Source organism: Mycoplana sp. BE70, from assembly GCF_031455855.1.
Taxonomy (GTDB): Bacteria; Pseudomonadota; Alphaproteobacteria; order Rhizobiales; family Rhizobiaceae; genus Mycoplana.
In genome coordinates this window covers 237,597-255,656 of record NZ_JAVDTM010000001.1, presented here as the reverse complement: position 1 = coordinate 255,656, position 18,060 = coordinate 237,597, and the positions used below count along the sequence as shown (strand labels likewise).

The window sequence follows — 18,060 nt, the reverse complement described above, 5'->3', positions numbered from 1 at the left end:
GCCCTATTGAAATCGGCTTTTCGCGCCACGATCTATGGCGCGAACCCCGATGTTGCAGCGGCGCCGCTGGCGTCGCATCCGCCGGATGTGAGATCATTCCGACGGCGAAAGCGCAGAATCACTGAAGAACGCAGCCGTCGCAGGCAGATGTGGCCAGCATCCCGCCGGACGGCCGATGGCGTTGAAGGAGCGAAATATGGCCCAGCCAGCCCCGATACTTGGCGAACTCGATTTTGCCGGCGACGACCACGTCGTGCCGTTCCAGGTGGAAGGCCTGGACGTGCGCGGCCGCGCGGTCCAGCTTGGGCCGTTGCTCGACGCGATCCTCGAGCGGCACGACTACCCGCAACCCGTCGCGCGCCTTCTGGCCGAGGCGATCGTGCTGACGGTCCTGCTCGGCACGTCGCTGAAGTTCGAGGGCAAGTTGATCCTGCAAACGAAGAGCGACGGCCCGGTCGATCTGCTCGTCGCGGACTTTTCCAGCCCCGAGAACGTGCGCGCCTATGCCCGGTTCGACGCCGACGCGCTGGAGGAAGCGGTACAGTCCGGCAAGGTCGCCCCGCACGAGTTGCTCGGCAAGGGTATCCTTGCCTTCACCATCGACCAGGGCGCCCACATGCAGCGGTACCAGGGCATCGTCGCGCTCGATGGCCACACGCTCGAGGAGATCGCCGGGGTCTATTTCCGCCAGTCGGAACAGATTCCGACGCGGGTCCGCCTCGGCGTGGCCGAACTGTTCGATCGCGATGAGAACGGCAAAGCCCGTCACCGCTGGCGTGCGGGCGGCATGGTTGCGCAGTTTCTGCCGGAGTCGCCGGAGCGCATGCGCCAGGCGGATCTGCCGGGCGGAGACGGCGAGGAAGTCGGCCACAGTGTCGCTGAGGACGACAAGTGGTCCGAAGCCCGATCGCTCGTCGAGACGATCGATGCCGACGAGCTGACGGATCCGAATGTCGGAACCGAGCGGCTGTTGTTCCGGCTTTTCCATGAGCGCGGCGTGCGGGTCTACCCGCCACAGGCGGTGTTCGACCGCTGTTCCTGTTCGCGCGACAAGCTCAAGGCGGTTCTGTCGGGCCTGTCGCCGGACGAGGTCGAGCATACGGCGACCGACGGCCATATCGCGGCAACATGCGAATTCTGTTCGACGACGTACCGCTTCGAGGTTGGCGAAGTCACCGCCGCCTGACGCATACGATCCTGTTGCAAAGGCGGACGCCGGCCCAGGCGTCCGCTTTTGTGTTAGAATTGCGCGCACGCTGGACAGTACGATCGCGGTGACCGCTTCGTCCGGCCGCCACGCTCGTTGAGGAGCAGGCCATGATCCGCGCATTTGCCTTTCTCGTGCCGATGACAATGATGGCGGCCGATATGCCGGTGGCGAACTCGGACGCCGACAAGCAGCAGATTCTGAAGAATGACGAGGCCTGGCTGAACGCCGTCGCGACAAAGGACCCGAAGGCCATCGCTGCGTTCTATGCCGAAGACGGATCGATCCTGGCGCCGGGCATGCCGATTGCCAAGGGACGAGACGCAGTCGAGGCCGCCTGGAAGGGCCTGGTCGGCATGAAGGACTTCCCTCACCTTTTCGCCCTCCCTTGTTGAGGTCGCCCAGTCGGGCGACATCGCCTATGAGATCGGAACGTACGAACTCGGATACTCGACCGACAAGCCCGTTGACGAAAAGGGAAAGTACGTGGTCGTCTGGAAGAAGGCCGGCGACGACTGGAAGGTGATGGCCGACATCTTCAACAGCGACGGCGCGATCTAGAGCCTTTCCGGGTTAGATTGAAGCATTCTGTTGGCTGAAACGGGCCGCCTGATCGACCGGTCGGCTTGGCCGTAGCACATGGCTACGACACGCGCCGACCGGTCGACCATCCGACTCCGTTTGAGCCAACAGAATGCTTCAATCTAACCCGGAAAGGCTCTAGGCGCCGGGGCTTTCAGTTCAGGGTGCGGCTCTGGCCCGGCGCATCAAGCGAGAAGGCGGGGATGGTGACCTCGAACGCTTCGCCGCTCGTCGTTTCCATCTGGTAATGGCCGAACATGACACCGGATGGCGTGTCGAGCGGGCAGCCGGAGGAGTACTCGTACGTATCCCCCGGTCCCAGCACCGGTTGTTCGCCAACCACGCCGGGACCGCTGACCTCGTCAACGAGCCCGTTCTGGTCGGTGATGTGCCAATAGCGCGTCATCAGCCTGACCGTCGCATCGGAATGGTTGGCGATGACGATGCGGTATCCCCAGACATAGCGGCTGTCGTCCGGGTCGGATTGCTCCTCCAGGAAGTAGGGCTCGACAGTGACCTCGATATCGCGGGTAAGCGCTCTGTACATTCCAAGGCCTTAGGCTGATTGCTCTCGAACGGGTTGCGGCGAACCATGCACGCAGGTGCATCGCATCTGCGCTTTGGCATTTGCGGCAGCACGCTCACCGCTATCCATTGGTTGGCACGTTCTCGACGATCCGATCAAGACAATTGTCGATCGTCAAGCGGCGTTGGCTGCCCCTGGGCGCAAAAAAAAAGCAGCGCACGGCCGGCATGCGCTGCTTTGTCGGGTTCAGGATTTCACCTTCTCCAGCGCCTGGGCGAAGTCGGCGAGCAGGTCCTCGCTGTCCTCGATGCCCGCGGAGAAGCGGACGGTGCCGGGCGAAATGCCGAGTTCGGCGCGGGCCTCGTCGGTCAGGTTCTTGTGCGTCGTCGTTCCCGGATGTGTGATCAGGCTCTTTGCGTCGCCGAGATTGTTGGAGATCTCGACGATCTCGAGCGCGTTCTGCAGCGCGAAGGCGGCTTCCTTGCCACCCTTGAGCTCGATGCAGATCAGCGTGGAGCCGCCGGACATCTGCCTGGCGATGATGTCGGCCTGCGGGTGATCCTTGCGACCGGGGTAGATGACGCGGGCAACCTTCGGGTGATCGGCGAGAAGGTCGGCAATGCGCGAAGCGTTTTCGGTCTGCTGCTTGACGCGCAGCGGCAGCGTTTCGATCCCCTTCAGCAGCGTCCAGGCGTTGAACGGCGACATGGCGGGACCGGTGTGGCGGAAGTAGTCCTGCAGGCTTTCCTCGATCCACTCCTTGTCGGACAGCACGATGCCGCCGAGGCAGCGGCCCTGGCCGTCAATGTGCTTGGTGGCCGAGTAGACGACCACATGGGCGCCGAGCTCAAGCGGCTTCTGGAACAGCGGGGTGGCGAAGACGTTGTCGACGACGACCTTGGCGCCGATCTGGTTTGCGAGCTTGGCCACGCCGGCGATGTCGACCACTTCGAGGGTCGGGTTCGTCGGGCTTTCGAGGAAGAAGACCTTCGTGTTCTTCCTGACCGCCTTTTCCCAGTTGGCGAGATCGCGCCCGTCGACGAGCGTACACTCGACGCCGTATTTCGGCGCCAGCGTCTCGACCACCCAACGGCAGGAGCCGAACAGGGCGCGGGCGGCGACGATATGGTCGCCGGCCTTCACCTGGCAGAGGATCGCGGCAGCAACCGCCGCCATGCCGGATGCCATGGCGCGGCCTTCCTCGGCGCCTTCGAGCAGGCATATGCGCCGCTCGAACATGTCGTTCGTCGGGCTGCCGTAGCGGGCGTAGATGAAGCCCTCTGTCTCACCCTTGAAGCGAGCCTCGGCGGCTTCCGCGGTCTCGTAGACGAAACCCTGGGTCAGGAAGATGGCTTCGGAGGTTTCGGCGTGCTGCGAACGGGTGGTGCCGCCATGGACGAGTTGGGTTGCCGGGCGCCAGGACTTGCTCATGATGATTGCCTTCCAAAACAAAAAAACCGGCCGCGAAAAGCAGGCCGGTTGGACACCCGGCCTTTTTAGCTACTTGTTTAACGTGGCTGCAAGCCGACCGGCCAAATCACCACGGGATATCCGCTCCATACTGCGAGGCGGTGCTTGCGTCAATTGCCGGCATTTGGTTTTGTCGGCCAGTTTAAAGGAACGGTCTATGGTACGTGCAACGGGAATTCTGGCGGATCGCGCCATCAAGGGGCTGTTCGACAACAACAGGCTGGTAAGCGAGGCCGCGCTGGACCGCGACCAGATTCAGCCGGCGAGCCTCGATCTGCGCCTGGGCTCGAAGGCCTTCCGCGTCCGCGCCAGTTTCCTGCCCGGGCCCGCCCATCTGGTCGCCGACAAGCTCGACCGGCTGAAGCTGCATGTGATCGACCTTACCGACGGCGCCGTACTGGAGACGGGCTGCGTCTATATCGTGCCGCTGATGGAAAGCCTCGACCTGCCGGAGGAACTGTCCGCTTCCACCAACCCGAAAAGTTCGACCGGTCGGCTCGACATTTTCACCCGCGTCATCACCGATCGGGCGCAGGAATTCGACAAGATCCCGGCCGGATACAAGGGGCCGCTCTATCTCGAGATCTCGCCCCGGACCTTCCCGATCGTCGTGCGGCGCGGTTCGCGCCTCTCTCAGATCCGCTTTCGCAGCGGCAATGCGCTGCTGACAGACGCCGAGCTACTGGCCCTGCACGCATCCGACACGCTGGTGGCGAGCGACACGCCGAACGTCTCGGGCGGCGGTATTGCGCTATCAATCGACCTGGTGGGCACCGGGCCGGAGGGCCTCGTCGGCTATCGCGGCAAGCACCACACGGCCGTCGTCGACGTCGACAAGAAGAACCAGCACGACGTGTTCGATTTCTGGGAGCCGCTGTTCAGCCGCGGCCGCAACGAACTGATCCTCGATCCGGATGAATTCTACATCCTTGTCTCGCGCGAGGCGGTGCACGTGCCGCCGCTCTATGCCGCCGAAATGACACCGTTCGATCCGCTCGTCGGCGAGTTCCGCGTCCACTATGCCGGCTTCTTCGATCCCGGCTTTGGACACGCCGCCGCCGGCGGCTCGGGCAGCCGGGCGGTGCTGGAAGTGCGCAGCCATGAGGTGCCCTTCATCCTCGAACACGGGCAGATCGTCGGGCGTCTCGTCTACGAGCGCATGCTCGAGCTTCCCGAAAGCCTCTACGGCACCGGACTGGGCTCCAACTACCAGGCGCAGGGCCTGAAGCTGTCGAAGCATTTCCGCACCAGCTGAGCCGGGCGCTCACTGCGACCCGATCGAATGAATCCCGACGCGCGCCGGCCGCAGCTTCGCCGCCGCCGCTCGTTCGGCATCCTCTCTCAATTTCACGTTAGCTGTTTCCTTGGTGACAACCAGTTGTCTCGCTTAGCGCTAGCAACCGAAGCCAGGCCGCCGTTGCGGCATCGGACCGAGCCGTGATGGAGGAAACTCAAATGGCGGTTCACCTTATCAAGGAAGACTCGACCACACCCGTGACAGCCTCGGTTGCCAGTGGTGTCTGGCTGGTACGGGAGGGTGTCACGCTTGCAACCGCGCCCGACGGCTCGGCCTACCGCGGCGCGATCGACGCCAGCGCCAAGGCGAACAGCCGCGTATTCAATGTCGAAGGAAACGTTTTCGCGGACTGGGGGCCTGGCATCTATCTGGGTGAGGGGATCGACAGCAAGATCGGGGTCGGGGACACAGGATCGATCACGAGTTCGACGACGGCGATCATCGCCTGGGCACCAAAGTTGGAGGCCACGGTGAGAATGCAGAACGATGGCGAGATTTACGGCTCCACCGACGGTATCTATGTCGTCTTGACGCAATTCGACCTCACCAACAACGGGACAATCGGGGGAGGCTATACTGCAGTCGTTGCCAGATCGGACGTCACCTATATCGCCAACAGTGGGGTCATAAATGGTGTCGTCGCCGCTTATGGGGACGGAGTGGGCAAGGCTGCGATCAACAACACAGGTACTATCAATGGTCGGCTCGAGGTGCTCACGAATGCGGCACAGGTCAACACGATCTTCAATTCCGGCACGATTGCCGCGCACGACAAGCTGGGCGGTAGTCAGAACGCGGTAATCGGTGGCCTTGCCGCCGAACAGGTGGTCAACACCGGTACGATAAGAGGGGACCTGGACCTCGGTGGAGGGGCGGACACCTTCTCCAACTCCGGTTTCGTTCAGGGCAACATTTCCTTCCAGGCTGGCGACGATGCGCTGACGCTCAATAACGGCGGCGTCATCGACGGCAATGTGGACATGGGAGAGGGCAACGACCGCATCAACCTGATCGGCGGATCGATCACCGGCACCGTGTCGGGCGGTCAGGGAAATGACTACTACGTCATCCGCAACGCAGACGCCGTTTTGACTGAAACAGCGGATCAAGGCGTCGATACCGTCGAAACCCGCACCACCTGGTATTTGGACGACAACTTCGAAAACCTCGTGCTCGCCGGCAACGCGAGCGTCGAGGGGCACGGCAATGAGCTTGCCAATGCATTGACCGGCAACATCGCCTCCAACCGGCTGTTCGGCTACGAGGGCGACGACGTGCTCGATGGCGGAAAGGGGGCCGACCGGCTCGACGGCGGTGCCGGCAACGACACCTATATCGTCGACAACGCGGGAGATGTCGTTATCGAAAGAGCGGGTGCGGGCAGGGACACCGTCAAATCCACCGTCAGCTTGGTGCTTTCGGCGAACGTCGAAAACCTGATCCTTGGCGGAACCGGCGCGCTGAACGGCACCGGCAACGCCCTCGCCAACACACTGACCGGCAATGCCGGCAAGAACGTCCTGAACGGCGGTACCGGCAAGGACACGCTGGTTGGCGGTGCCGGCAACGACACCTACATCACCGATGGCGGCGACACGATCAAGGAGGATGCGAATGGAGGCGTCGACCTCGTCAAGAGTTCCGTCACGCTCACGCTCGGTGCAAACCTCGAAAACCTGACGCTGACCGGTACCAAAAACATTGGCGGCACCGGCAACGCGCTCGACAACGTTCTGGTCGGCAACGCCGGAAAGAACGTTCTGAACGGAGGCGCGGGTGCCGACACTCTGACCGGGGGGCGTGGCAGTGACACTTTCGTCTTCAACTCCGCCCTGAGCAGCAAGAATATCGACAAAATCAGCGACTTCGACACGAAGTCCGACATCATCCATCTGGACGACGCGATCTTCCGCGGCTTGAAGGCCGGTGCTTTGTCAGCCGATGCCTTCCGGATCGGAACTGCCGCTGCCGATGCCAGCGACCGCATCATCTACAACGATGCGACCGGGGCGCTGTTCTTCGATCGCGATGGTTCCGGATCCGCCTACAAGGCCGTGCAGTTCGCCGACCTGTCAGCGGGTCTGAAAAGTGCGGGCATCGCTTATAGCGACTTCTTCGTCATTTAGCGTAGGGATCACTGCAGTGCCTCGGCAAGGCTATCAAGGCTCCCGGATGGCGCCGTCGAGCCCGCGCAGCAGCGGATAGAGGAAATAGGAGATCACGGTTCGGCGACCGACCTTGATCTCGGCCGAGACCGTCATGCCCGGCAGGAGTCGGATCGGCTCACCGTCGGAGTGGAGTTGCATGTCGGTCAGCGGCACCCGGGCCTTGAAGTAGGGAGCAGGCGATTGTCCCGTGGTCGCTTCCTGCTGGGTCGGGTTGAAGGCGTCGCGGCTAATCGTGCGGATCGTCCCGGAAGCTGTTCCGTACTTCTGGAACGGATAGGCGTCGAGCTTGATCCGGGCTTCGCTGTCGACTGCGACGCGCGCGATGTCGCGGGAGTTGACCGAGACCTCCGCTTCGAGCGGGACGTTGAGGGGGACGAGCGTCACGATCGGCTCGGCCTCGCGGACCACCGAGCCGACCGAGCGCTGGGCCAGGTCGAGGACGACGGCGTCGGCCGGCGCCGTCAGCGTGATCATCTCGCGCCTCAGTTCCATTTTCTTCAATTCGTCGGCGGCGGTGTCGCGCTGGTTGCGTAGCTCGACCAGTTGTTCCATCGACGCCCTGCGAAAGTCCTCGACAAAAGCCTGCCGGTCGGCTCGCAGTTTCGCCAGCGTGTGATCGGCTTCCGCCGCCTTGCCGCGCAACGCCGACAGGCTCGTCTCGACATCAAGCCGCGCGTCACGCGCGCCAAGGAAGTTGATCAGCGATCCGCTGTCCTTCCGGTAGAGCGACTCGCGCGCCCCTTCGATGCGATTGAGATTGTCGCGCCGGTTCGTCAGCACCGTCTGCTGATCCTTGCTGGAGGAGATCGCCGCAAGCTGGCCGGCGATCTGCTGGTCGAAATTCTGCACCTGCGCGAGGTAGTAAGCACGCCGCTGGGCGAAAAGCTGCGCTTGCAGTAGTTCATCCGGTGAACTGCCTGGGTTTGCCGTGTAGTCGACCCCTGCGAGTTCGGCGTCGATGCGCTTCACCTGCGCGTCGAGGGCGGAAAATTTCGTGCGCTGCTGGTCGGCGTCCGATTGGCTGAAGGTTGCGTCCATTCTGGCCAGCGTCTGGCCGGCGTGGACCACGTCTCCCGCCGAGACCTCGATGGATCGGATGATCGACGTCTCGAGCGGCTGGACGACGATGGTCGGCTGCGTGGTGACGAGTTTGCCGGGGGCGATGACGACCTCGTCGATCTTCGATAGCGATGCCCAAAGGATGGCCGAGCCGATCAGCGCGGTGATGCCGTAGAGGGTCATCCGCGCTACCCTGGGCGGCGCGCGCTCTTCGAGTTCCACGGCGTCCGACTGGAATTCCGCGATCACCGGCGGGCGGGCGTATTGCACGACGAGTTCGGTTCCGGGCTTGCCGGCCGGAACGGGAAGATTCTCGTGTCCTCGCGCGCTGTCGTCGCTCATGCCACCTGCCTTGTTTGCTGGGACCATAGGTGGCGATAGGTCATGCAGCGCGAAACCAACTGGTCGTGGCGGCCGATATCGGCAACCTTGCCGCGCTCCACGACGAGGATCGCATCGGCATCGACCAGCGTCGACAGCCGGTGCGAAACGATGATGACGGTGCGCCCCTTCGCGATCTTGCTCAGGTTCTCGCGGATGATCGCTTCACTGTCGGGATCGAGCGCGCTCGTGGCCTCGTCGAGAATAAGCAGTTTCGGGTTGGTCAGCAGCGCGCGGGCGATCGCGAGACGCTGCTTCTGTCCGCCCGAAAGGTTGGCGGCGTTCTCTTCCAGCATGGTCTCGAAGCCGCGCGGCAGCCGCTCGATGAACTCCTCTGCGCCGGCAATGCGGGCGACGTCGACGATCTCCTCGATGCTCGCGTCCGGCTTGGCCGCTGCGATGTTCTCGCGCACCGAGCCGCGGAACAGGAAATTATCCTGCAACACCACGCCGATGCTCGAGCGCAGATGAACGAGATCGATTTCCCGGTTGTCGTAGCCGTCGATCCGGACCAGCCCCTGCTGGTTCTGGTACAGCCCCTGGATCAGTCGCGTCACGGTCGTCTTGCCGGAGCCGCTCTTGCCGACGATGCCGAAAACCGAGCCGGCGGGAACGGTGAACGACACGTCGTCGAGCGCCGGGGCGTTTTCCGGCACGTAACGGAAGGTGACCCTGTCGAACTCGATCTTTCCGCTGAACTCCGGCCGGATTCCGCGGCCGCGGCCGGCCTGTTCGCGGCGCTGGTTCATGATCTCGCCGAGCATCCGCACCGAGAGTGCCACCTCCTGATACTCGTGCACCATGGTGACGATCTGGACGAGCGGCCCGGAAACGCGCCCGGCCAGCATGTTGAAGGCGACCAGCGCGCCGATTGTCATCGCGCCGCTGAAGACGTCGAGCGCGCCGAGCCCGATGATGGCGACGCTCATCAGCTTTTCCAGCAGCCCGGTGATGGCCTGGGCGATTGATGAGATCTTGTCGACGCGAAAGCGCACGGAAATGGTTTCGGCCGAACGATCGTCCCACACCTGCCGCTGCCGCGGCTCCAGGGCAAGCGACTTGACCGTGCGCATGCCGTGCACGGTTTCGACCAGCAGCGCCTGCCGCTCCCCCTCGACCCGGTAGAGCGCCTGCAGCCGTCGTTGGAACGGCCCAACGAGCATCATGACGACGAGGCCGACGAGCAAGGCAAAGCCGAGCACGACGAAGGTCAGCTTGACGCTGTAGAGAAGCAGGATCGGCACGAACACCAGCAGCGACAGGCTGTCCAGAAGCGTCAGGAACATACGGCCGGTCAGGAATTCGCGAATGCGCCCGGTCTGCTGCATGTGCTTGACGATCACGCCGGCGGAGGATTGTTCGAACAGGGCTATCGGCAGATCAAGCAAGTGGCCGAACGTTCGCGTGGCGATCCGGATATCGATCTTGTTGGTTGCGTAGAGCAGCAGATAACGCCGCAGAAAGGTGAAGGCCGCGTCGAAGATCAGCGCAATCGCAATGCCGACCGTGAGGACGGTGAGCGTCGCATAGCTCTGGTGCACCAGCACCTTGTCGATCACCAGCTGGAAGAAGATCGGCGTGGTTAGGCCAAGCCCGTAGAGAACGAAGGCCGCCAGCGCCACGTCGCGAAAGAGGCTGCGCTGGCGCACGATCTCCGGAATGAACCAGCGCAGGCCAAAGGGCTGATCGTCATCGAAGAGGCGATAGTTGCGCTTCAGGAGGACGATGGAGCCATGCCAGCTTCGGGAGAACTTCTCCTCGTCGAGAAGAATGAACTCCGGACGCTTCGCGAGCGGATCGAGCACGCGGATCATCCGGTCCTCGCCGCTGCCGGCGGCGGCGGCGATCACGATCCAGTTGCCGTTGTCGAGTTCGGCGAGCACGGGATAGGCCTGGCCCAACGTGAACAGGCCATCCCAGCTCAGGCGGACATGCCGGGCCTTCAGGCCCGCATCCTTCGCCATCCTGAGGAGCTTTCGCGTAGGAACCGGCTGCTCGCCAATGGCATAGTCATGCATCAGCCGTTCGGGCGCCAGGTCGATCCCATGATGACGCGCGACCAGCGTCAGGCATTGCAGGTTGGTGTGCTGAGACGCGCCCATCACCGCTCCCAATAAGTGCCGCGCGTGCTCAGTTGAAATTCGGCGACTCGTTTGTAGATCCCCGTGTCTGCTGCCCCGCATCGCCCGCCGGATGTGCCGCAATGTCGCCGATGCGGCGAACGGCGCCGGCTTCGACAAGACCGTTGAGCGCCTTCTGCATGAGGTCGACCGCATTGGCGAAGGCATCCACCGGCATGACGACCCGCTGGCGGAACACCGGCTTGGGATTGTTGTTCGCGTCGCGTTCGGTCGCCGACAGGGACATCAGGTCGATGCGGACGATCGTGCCCGTGACGGTGATCTCGCCGATGCCATCGGAATAGAGTTCCTGGGTCATTGTGGTCTCCGTATGATGTTGCTCGCAGGTGAAGGAGGAGGGGAATCGTGTTGCCAGGGCGGGAAGGGATCATCCAGATCGCGCGCGCTGCTGGAATCGAAGCCGGCCTCGCCACCGACCAGGCACTCATCGAGCGCTGAGCGGATCGAGGCTTCGGCCAGCCGGGTGCCGATGAAGACGAGCTCCTGCCGTCGGTCGCCCCAGATCGGGCTCCAGTGACGGTCGAGAAGCGCATGGAACTGTGGCTGGCGCGGCCAGTGGCCGCGCGGCACCGTCGCCCACCAGAGGCCTTTCGCCTCGGTGCGCCGCTGCACGCCGGCAATCGACAGCAGTCCGATCCAGTCCGGCCGCGTCGCCAACCAGAAATGACCCTTCGCCCGGATCAGGCCGGGCCAATCCATGGAAAGAAATGCATGGAACCTCGCGGGATCGAAGGGGCGGCGCGCCCGGTACACGAAGCTGGATATGCCGTATTCCTCCGTCTCCGGAACGTGGTCGCCCCAGCCGAACAATTCCTTGTGCCACAAGGGATGCCTTGCCGACTTTGCCTCGGAGAACAGGCCGGTGTTGAGGATGGCCCGCAACGGCAGCACGCCGAAGTCCGTCTCCAGCACGCGTGCATCCGGGTTGAGCGCGGCAATGACCCGGCGAACCGCCTGCCTGGTTTCGGCCGGCACCTCGGAGACCTTGTTGACGACGACGACGTCGGCAAATTCAATCTGCTCGACCAGGAGATCGACGAGGCTGCGATGGTCGTTTTCGTCGCGCGTCGCACCGCGGTCGCTCAGAAAATCGGTGCTGGCATAGTCCGCCAGCAGATTGGCGGCGTCCACGACCGATACCATGGTGTCCAGCCGCGCAATGTCGGCGAGCGCCGCCCCAGCCGCGTCGCGGAAGGAGAACGTTGCGGCGATCGGCAGGGGCTCGGCGATTCCGGTGCCTTCGATCAGGAGATAGTCGAAGCGCCGCTCGTCTGCGAGCCGGCGAACCTCGCCGAGCAGGTCGTCGCGCAGCGTGCAGCAGATGCAGCCGTTGGTCAGCTCGACCAGCGTCTCGTCCGTCCGCGAAAGGTCTGCTCCGCCATCACGAATGAGATCCGCATCGATGCTGATCTCGCTCATGTCGTTGACGATGACCGCCACCCGCAGGTCCTCGCGATTGCGAAGAACGTGATTGAGAATCGTCGTCTTGCCAGCCCCCAGAAACCCTGCCAGCACGGTTACCGGGAGTCGATTGTCGTCGACCATGCCTGCCCCTTGTGCCCAACCTTATGCCGCCAGCTGCGGCCTGAAGAGTACGTCCACGTAGTAGTTCGTGTTGTTGTAGCTGCTCGTGGGGAACACCCCTGCCGCTCCGTATGCGTACACGCCATTGCCGCCGCTCAAGGCCGATGACAGGGCATGAAGATTGTTGTTGTCGACGCCCGAATTGAAGAAGTTGCTGGTTGCCGAGTAATTTCCGTTGCTGCTGTAGGACACGACGTAGGTCGTGTTCGCCTGGATCGAGACGTCGTTCGAGAGATTGACGGTCTGCCAGCCGCTGGCGGTCTCGTTCGTAAAGGTCGCGCTTGCCAGCAGCGTGCCGGTCGCGCTCCACAGATAGCCGGTGTGCGGACCGGTATTGTTGGCGCCCTTGTAGAAACGGAAGCCGGTGATGGAACCGGCCACGTCCGCCTGGAACTTCATGCCGAGGTTGACGCGGTTGTTGTCGTTGACCGAGAGCGTCGTCGGCGTGCTGGTGGCGGCAAAGACGCTCTGCGTGCCCGTCGAGGGCGGGACCACCGTCAGGCTGACGGTGGCCGATGCCGTTCCGCCGCGGCCGTCGGAGATGCTGTAGCGGAAACTTGCCGGTCCGCTGTAGCCCGCCGTCGGCGTGAAGGTGACGGCATTCGTCTGGCCGTTGAATGCAACGGTGCCATTCACTGCGTTGTCCACCCCGGTGATCGTCAGCGGGTCGCCGTCGGGATCGTTGTCGTTGGCGAGCAGCGCTGAGGCCTGGATCGTCGCAGCCGTACCGGGCGTGGTGGTGAAGCTGCTGTCGTTGGCGGCCACCGGAACCGCGTTGGCGGTGGAGCGCTCGAACAGGACATCCACCCAGTAGTTCGACGAACTCCAGCTCGAGGTCGGAAACTCGTTGCCGGAGCCGTAGGCAAAGACGCCGTTGCCGCCGCTGGTAGAACTTGAAGGGGCGCTGAGCACGCCGTTCGTCCGCGTCGTGGTGAAGTAGTTCGGCGTCGCGGCATAGTGGCCGTTGGATTGGTAGCTGGCGACATAGGTCGTGCCGGCGGTGATGTTCACCGGCTGCGAGAACATCACCGTCTGCCAGCCGCTGGCGCTTTCGTTGACGAAGGTGGCGCTCGTCAGCAGCGTGCCGGAGCTGGTCCACAGCGAGCCGACATGGGTGCCGGTGTCCTGGGCACTCTTGTAGTAGCGCAGCCCGGTGATCTGGCCGCTCGCCGAGGCCACGAACTTCACCCCGAGTTCGACCGGGCTGGCGTCGTTGTTCGAGGTGATGCTCGGCGTATCGGTGAGCGAGAACAGGCTCGTCGCCGTCGAGGGCGGGTTGACCGTCAGGCTGACGGTCGCCGATGCCGTGCCGCCGCGGCCGTCGGAAATGGTGTAGCGGAAGCTCGCCGGGCCAGTGTAGCCGGCCGTCGGCGTGAAGGTGATCGCATTTGTCTGGCTGTTGAAAGTGACGGTGCCGTTCACCCCGTTGTCAGCCCCGGTGATCGTCAGCGGGTCGCCGTCGGGATCGTTGTCGTTGGCGAGCAGCGCTGAGGCCTGGATCGTCGCAGCCGTGCCGGGCGTGGTGGTGAAGCCGCTGTCGTTGGCGGCCACCGGAACCGCGTTGGCGGTGGAGCGCTCGAACAGGACATCCACCCAGTAGTTCGTCGAACTCCAGCTCGAGGTCGGAAACTCGTTGCCGGAGCCGTAGGCGTAGACGCCGTTGCCGCCGCTGGTGGAACTGGAAGGGGCGCTGAGCACGCCGTTCGTCCGCGTCGTGGTGAAGTAGTTCGGCGTCGCGGCATAGCGGCCGTTGGATTGGTAGCTGGCGACATAGGTCGTGCCGGCGGTGATGTTCACCGGCTGCGAGAACATCACCGTCTGCCAGCCGCTGGCGCTTTCGTTGACGAAGGTGGCGCTCGTCAGCAGCGTGCCGGAACTGGTCCACAGCGAGCCGACATGGGTGCCGGTGTCCTGGGCGCTCTTGTAGTAGCGCAGCCCGGTGATCTGGCCGCTCGCCGAGGCGACGAACTTCATCCCGAGCTCGACCGGGGTGGCGTCGTTGTTGGAAGCGACGCTCGGCGTATCGGTGAGCGAGAACAGGCTCGTCGCCGTCGAAGGCGGGTTGACCGTCAGGCTGACGGTCGCCGATGCCGTGCCGCCGCGGCCGTCGGAAATGGTGTAGCGGAAGCTCGCCGGGCCGGTGTAGCCGGTCGTCGGCGTGAATGTGATCGCATTCGTCTGGCTGTTGAAGGTAACGGTGCCGTTCACCCCGTTGTCCGCCCCGGTGATGGAGAGCGCATCGCCGTTCGGATCGGTATCGTTGGCCAGCAACGAAGCGGCCTGGATGGTCAGGACCGTGTTCTGGGTAGCCCAGTAGCCCGTGTCGCTGACGGCAACCGGCACGCCGTTGACGGTCGAGGCGTTGAACACCACGTCGACCCAGTAGTTTTCGCCCCGGTACGAACTGTTCGGGAATATGCCCGCGTTGTTGCCATAGGCGTATACGCCGCCGTTCTGGCTGACGCTCAACGGCCCCCGCGTATAGGCAGAGTCGAAGTATCCGGTGCTGCTCGAATAGTAGCCGTTGGTGTGGTAGGAGGCGACATAGGTCGTCCCCGCGGCAATGTTGATCGGGCTGGAAAAAGTCACAGTCTGCCACCCGGAGAGCGACTCGCCGGTCGATGTCGCCGTCCCGAGCAGCGTCCCGTTGGCGGTCCAGAGGCTGACCTTGTGCTCGCCGATATTGTAGAAGCCCTTGTAGAAGCGGATTCCGGAGATGGTGCCGTTGGTATTGGCCTGGAAGCGAACCCCCAGTTCGACCCCGTCGGGCTCGAGGTTGGTCTCGACAGCCGGCTTCGCGGCCAGCGTCCACAGGCTGGCGGTCGAGGGCAGCGTCACGCTCACCTGCTTGCCCGCCGCGGGCGTCTCGAGGTTGACGCTGTCGTCGACGGCCCGCGACATGATCGTGTAGGTGCCGCTGGCCTGGACGACCCAGTTGTAGCTCCAGCTCTCCCGGCCGGTCGCCTTGAACCAGCTGTTGCCGCCGTCGGTGGACACCTCGACGCCGGCGATGACGCCGCCGCCGAGATCCTGGGCGGTGCCGGTGATCGTCACGTGCTGGCCCTCGACGAAGCTGGCGCCGATCGTCGGCGAGGTGATCGTCGAGGTTGGCCGGATGGTGTCGGTCGATTGCGTCGCCAGGGCAAGACTGGAGACGAGCGTCGAGGGCTGGATGCCCATGTCGGCGAACATGTTGACCATCGCCTGCTGGACGTTCCGATCGGTCGGCGTCGTCGCCCCTTCGTGCTGGGCATCGAGCGCCCAGGACCAGAAGACGGTGCCGGCGCTGAAGACGAGGGCGCCGCTCTCGTCGCGGTACATTGTCAGGCTGTGCGTGGCGTCGGCATTGCCGATGGTCGTGCCGTAGTCGCGCAGATAGGTGTTCACCGAGACATTGGAGAGCGACAGATTGACGAGCCCGGCCGGCCGGAAGCCGTTCTCGACGTCGGAGTTCCATTCGTAGCCGAGGATGTTCTGCGGCAGGCTGTAAGTCTGGCCGGGCTGCAGGTTGGCGACGTCGGTGTTGCGCCAGAAGCGAAGCTTTGAGAAATCGTAAGGAACGGTCATCGTGTCCTGGCGATTGCTGTCGACCGTGAACATGGTGCCGATCAGGGAATTTTCCGGCTGCTGGCCGGGATCGGCATAGCGCGGATCGCGCCAAGTGCCGGTGCCGACATTGCTCGGATCGGTGCTGGTGCCCCAGGTCTCCTTGTAGCAGACCATGGTGCGGTAGGGGGTGCCGTTGCCGTCGATGCTGCTTTCCCAGCGAACCTTCCAGTAGCAGTCGTTGCCGCCCCAGAAAGCCAGGTTGACGCCGGCGTCGCGCGCGGCCTCGACGTTGCTGCGTTGCTCGGCCGACCAGTACTCGTCGTGTCCTACAGAGAGGAAGGCATCGTGGTTCAACAATTGGCTGCCGTTGCGGGCCGAATCGACGCCGGAGATGTAGGAGACGTCATAGCCGTTCTGCTCCAGCCAGCGGATGGCGGAATGCTCGGCACCGAAGATGAAATCATGCGTGCCGCCGAACGGGCTGGTGTTGGTGATGAAGGGGCGGTTGTAGCTGACCGCCGAGGCGCGGCCGATCGCATTGAGACCGCAACTGCAGTTGGGCGGCCGGTAGCCGATCAGTTCGGCCGGGTCGACCGGTACCTCGCCGTAATAGAGACTGGCCCCGCCCCAGGCATTGTAGGCCTGCCAGGTGGTGTCCGAGGTCTGGAAGACGATGTTGCTCGTGGAGCTGTCGTCCCGCACGACGAAGGGGATCAGGCTCTGCCCCGCGGTGCCGTCCTGGCGAACCAGCTTGGCGATGTAGACACCGGAGACCGCGTCGGAGGGGATTGCCCAGCTTGCCGACACCGACCAGTTGCCGCAGTCGATCAGGCCCTTCGACATGTCGACGATCGGATGCGGCTGGATTTGCGCGGAGGTGAGCGACTGGTTGATCGTGCCAACCTTGCGGGCGCCGTCACCGCCGTAATAGCCGAGCCGGTAGATGTCGATCCGGTAGTTGGTCGAATCGGTGGCGATCTTGAAGTCCACCGTCTGGCCGATATTGGTGCTGATCTCGGTGGCAAAGCCCTGGATGTTGGCATCGCCGTCGCCGTCGACGCCCCATTCGCTGCGCGGGTTGCCCTGCTTCATGTTTTCGAGGGCGATCTTGTTCGGCGTCGCCGCCGCTGCCGGTTCCGCCGCCAGCGCCGCCATTGGGACGGCCAGCGTATCGGTCGCAGGCTCGGCTTCGGTCGCTGCGGCTGAAGATGCAGGCATGACCGACGACCCGGTCGGCGTTTCGGAGCCGGCCCCTTCGACCGCTGGGGCCGCATCATCTAGGCGTACGGCAGTCCCAGACACGCCGCTGATCGCAGGCGCAACCAAAGTCACGCTCGGTGCAAAGGACACTCCGCCAGCGGGCGAGGCATCGCTGGCCCGGTCGAGCGCCGGGCTGGTGACAGCGCTGGACGCGGCGGCCGTATCGGGTCGGAACGAGACCGATGCAGGGGCCGATGCCTCCGGTGCGATGCTGTCTGAAGACCGGTAATGCACCACCGAAGCGAAGCCGTTTCCGGACGGCGTGCTTTCCGGCGCCTGGTCCGGGCCATCGGCGGACATCGACGGGCCGCCCGCGTCTGCGGACAGACCCTTGACCGCGCTGAACGGCGAGGCGAAACTCCAGGACAAGGCGTAACCACCGGGCGATTGGAAGGCCGATATCCATCCCGGCAACGCCGGCAGATCCACAGAGGATACGGCTTGCGACCATGCCGCCCGCATGTCGGATGCGCCCGGGAGGTCGGGCTGGCTGGTCCCCGTTGCTACCGACAGGCACGAACCCTTGCTAGCCAGATGATGTCGCGCTGCCCCATAGCTGTTGCCACCGGACATGCTCAACAGGTCGTGGTTTCTGATGTGAAGCCTGAACATGTTTCGCCTCCGATCCGCATCGAGCTGCGCGGACATGGGTGCCGGTTGGAATGAATGGATCGTCTCCTCAATGGCTCATTCTGCCAACAATCCGGTGCCGGCGTACTACATCAATCGGTAGTAGCTCGCCCAGGGGAGCCCTCCTCCCATTTGACGATCGAATCCGTGCGCGGCGGGTGTCGCACCCCCATTAGCGTATGTGTCATGACGAGCGCGCCGCGCTG

The 18,060-nt window shown here is 63.8% G+C and carries 12 protein-coding genes and 1 riboswitch; of the genes, 5 read left to right on the top strand and 7 right to left on the bottom strand.

The window, feature by feature from the left end; all coding sequences use genetic code 11:
• Positions 1–196: 196 nt before the first annotated feature.
• From J2Y48_RS01235 to J2Y48_RS25310, 3 genes are all read left to right on the top strand, one after another.
• Positions 197–1,186, top strand: a complete 990-nt coding sequence (locus J2Y48_RS01235; RefSeq protein ID WP_310411482.1) for an Hsp33 family molecular chaperone — start codon at positions 197–199, stop codon at positions 1,184–1,186.
• Positions 1,187–1,317: 131 nt separating this feature from the next.
• Positions 1,318–1,602, top strand: a complete 285-nt coding sequence (locus tag J2Y48_RS01230; RefSeq protein ID WP_310411479.1) for a nuclear transport factor 2 family protein — start codon at positions 1,318–1,320, stop codon at positions 1,600–1,602.
• Between the two features lie 19 nt (positions 1,603–1,621).
• Positions 1,622–1,768, top strand: coding sequence for a hypothetical protein (locus J2Y48_RS25310; RefSeq protein WP_405030146.1), 147 nt, complete (start codon positions 1,622–1,624; stop codon positions 1,766–1,768).
• A gap of 175 nt (positions 1,769–1,943) precedes the next feature.
• On the opposite strand, the gene apaG is transcribed toward J2Y48_RS25310, so the two are convergent.
• Together apaG and J2Y48_RS01220 are read right to left on the bottom strand one after the other, a co-directional pair.
• Positions 1,944–2,336 (bottom strand): Co2+/Mg2+ efflux protein ApaG, encoded by a 393-nt coding sequence (apaG, locus tag J2Y48_RS01225; RefSeq protein ID WP_310411476.1) that lies wholly within the window; start codon positions 2,334–2,336, stop codon positions 1,944–1,946.
• A 225-nt stretch (positions 2,337–2,561) separates the two neighbouring features.
• Positions 2,562–3,746, bottom strand: coding sequence for an O-succinylhomoserine sulfhydrylase (locus tag J2Y48_RS01220; protein WP_310411473.1), 1,185 nt, complete (start codon positions 3,744–3,746; stop codon positions 2,562–2,564).
• Between the two features lie 44 nt (positions 3,747–3,790).
• Positions 3,791–3,869, bottom strand: a riboswitch (SAM riboswitch).
• 73 nt (positions 3,870–3,942) lie between these two features.
• Here J2Y48_RS01220 and J2Y48_RS01215 point away from each other — a divergent pair.
• Entirely contained in the window at positions 3,943–5,040 is a 1,098-nt protein-coding gene (locus J2Y48_RS01215; RefSeq protein ID WP_310411470.1) for a 2'-deoxycytidine 5'-triphosphate deaminase, read from the top strand.
• 200 nt (positions 5,041–5,240) lie between these two features.
• A complete protein-coding gene (locus J2Y48_RS01210) occupies positions 5,241–7,208 on the top strand; it encodes a calcium-binding protein (protein WP_310411467.1) in 1,968 nt (655 codons plus the stop codon).
• 33 nt (positions 7,209–7,241) lie between these two features.
• Here J2Y48_RS01210 and J2Y48_RS01205 read toward each other — a convergent pair whose 3' ends face one another.
• The 5 genes from J2Y48_RS01205 to J2Y48_RS01185 are packed head-to-tail and all read right to left on the bottom strand — an operon-like array spanning position 7,242 to position 17,836.
• Positions 7,242–8,651, bottom strand: a complete 1,410-nt coding sequence (locus J2Y48_RS01205; protein ID WP_310411463.1) for an HlyD family type I secretion periplasmic adaptor subunit — start codon at positions 8,649–8,651, stop codon at positions 7,242–7,244.
• On the bottom strand, positions 8,648–10,792 hold the full coding sequence (locus J2Y48_RS01200; protein ID WP_310411460.1) for a peptidase domain-containing ABC transporter: 2,145 nt from the start codon (positions 10,790–10,792) through the stop codon (positions 8,648–8,650). Before J2Y48_RS01200 ends, J2Y48_RS01205 begins: the two co-directional genes overlap by 4 nt.
• 28 nt (positions 10,793–10,820) lie before the next feature.
• Positions 10,821–11,129 (bottom strand): hypothetical protein, encoded by a 309-nt coding sequence (locus J2Y48_RS01195; RefSeq protein WP_310411456.1) that lies wholly within the window; start codon positions 11,127–11,129, stop codon positions 10,821–10,823.
• On the bottom strand, positions 11,126–12,376 hold the full coding sequence (locus J2Y48_RS01190) for a GTP-binding protein (RefSeq protein ID WP_310411453.1): 1,251 nt from the start codon (positions 12,374–12,376) through the stop codon (positions 11,126–11,128). Before J2Y48_RS01190 ends, J2Y48_RS01195 begins: the two co-directional genes overlap by 4 nt.
• 21 nt (positions 12,377–12,397) lie before the next feature.
• The gene (locus J2Y48_RS01185; RefSeq protein ID WP_310411450.1) at positions 12,398–17,836 is read right to left on the bottom strand and encodes a DUF4082 domain-containing protein; all 5,439 of its coding nucleotides are present in this window, start codon (positions 17,834–17,836) and stop codon (positions 12,398–12,400) included.
• Between the last annotated feature and the right edge of the window lie 224 nt (positions 17,837–18,060).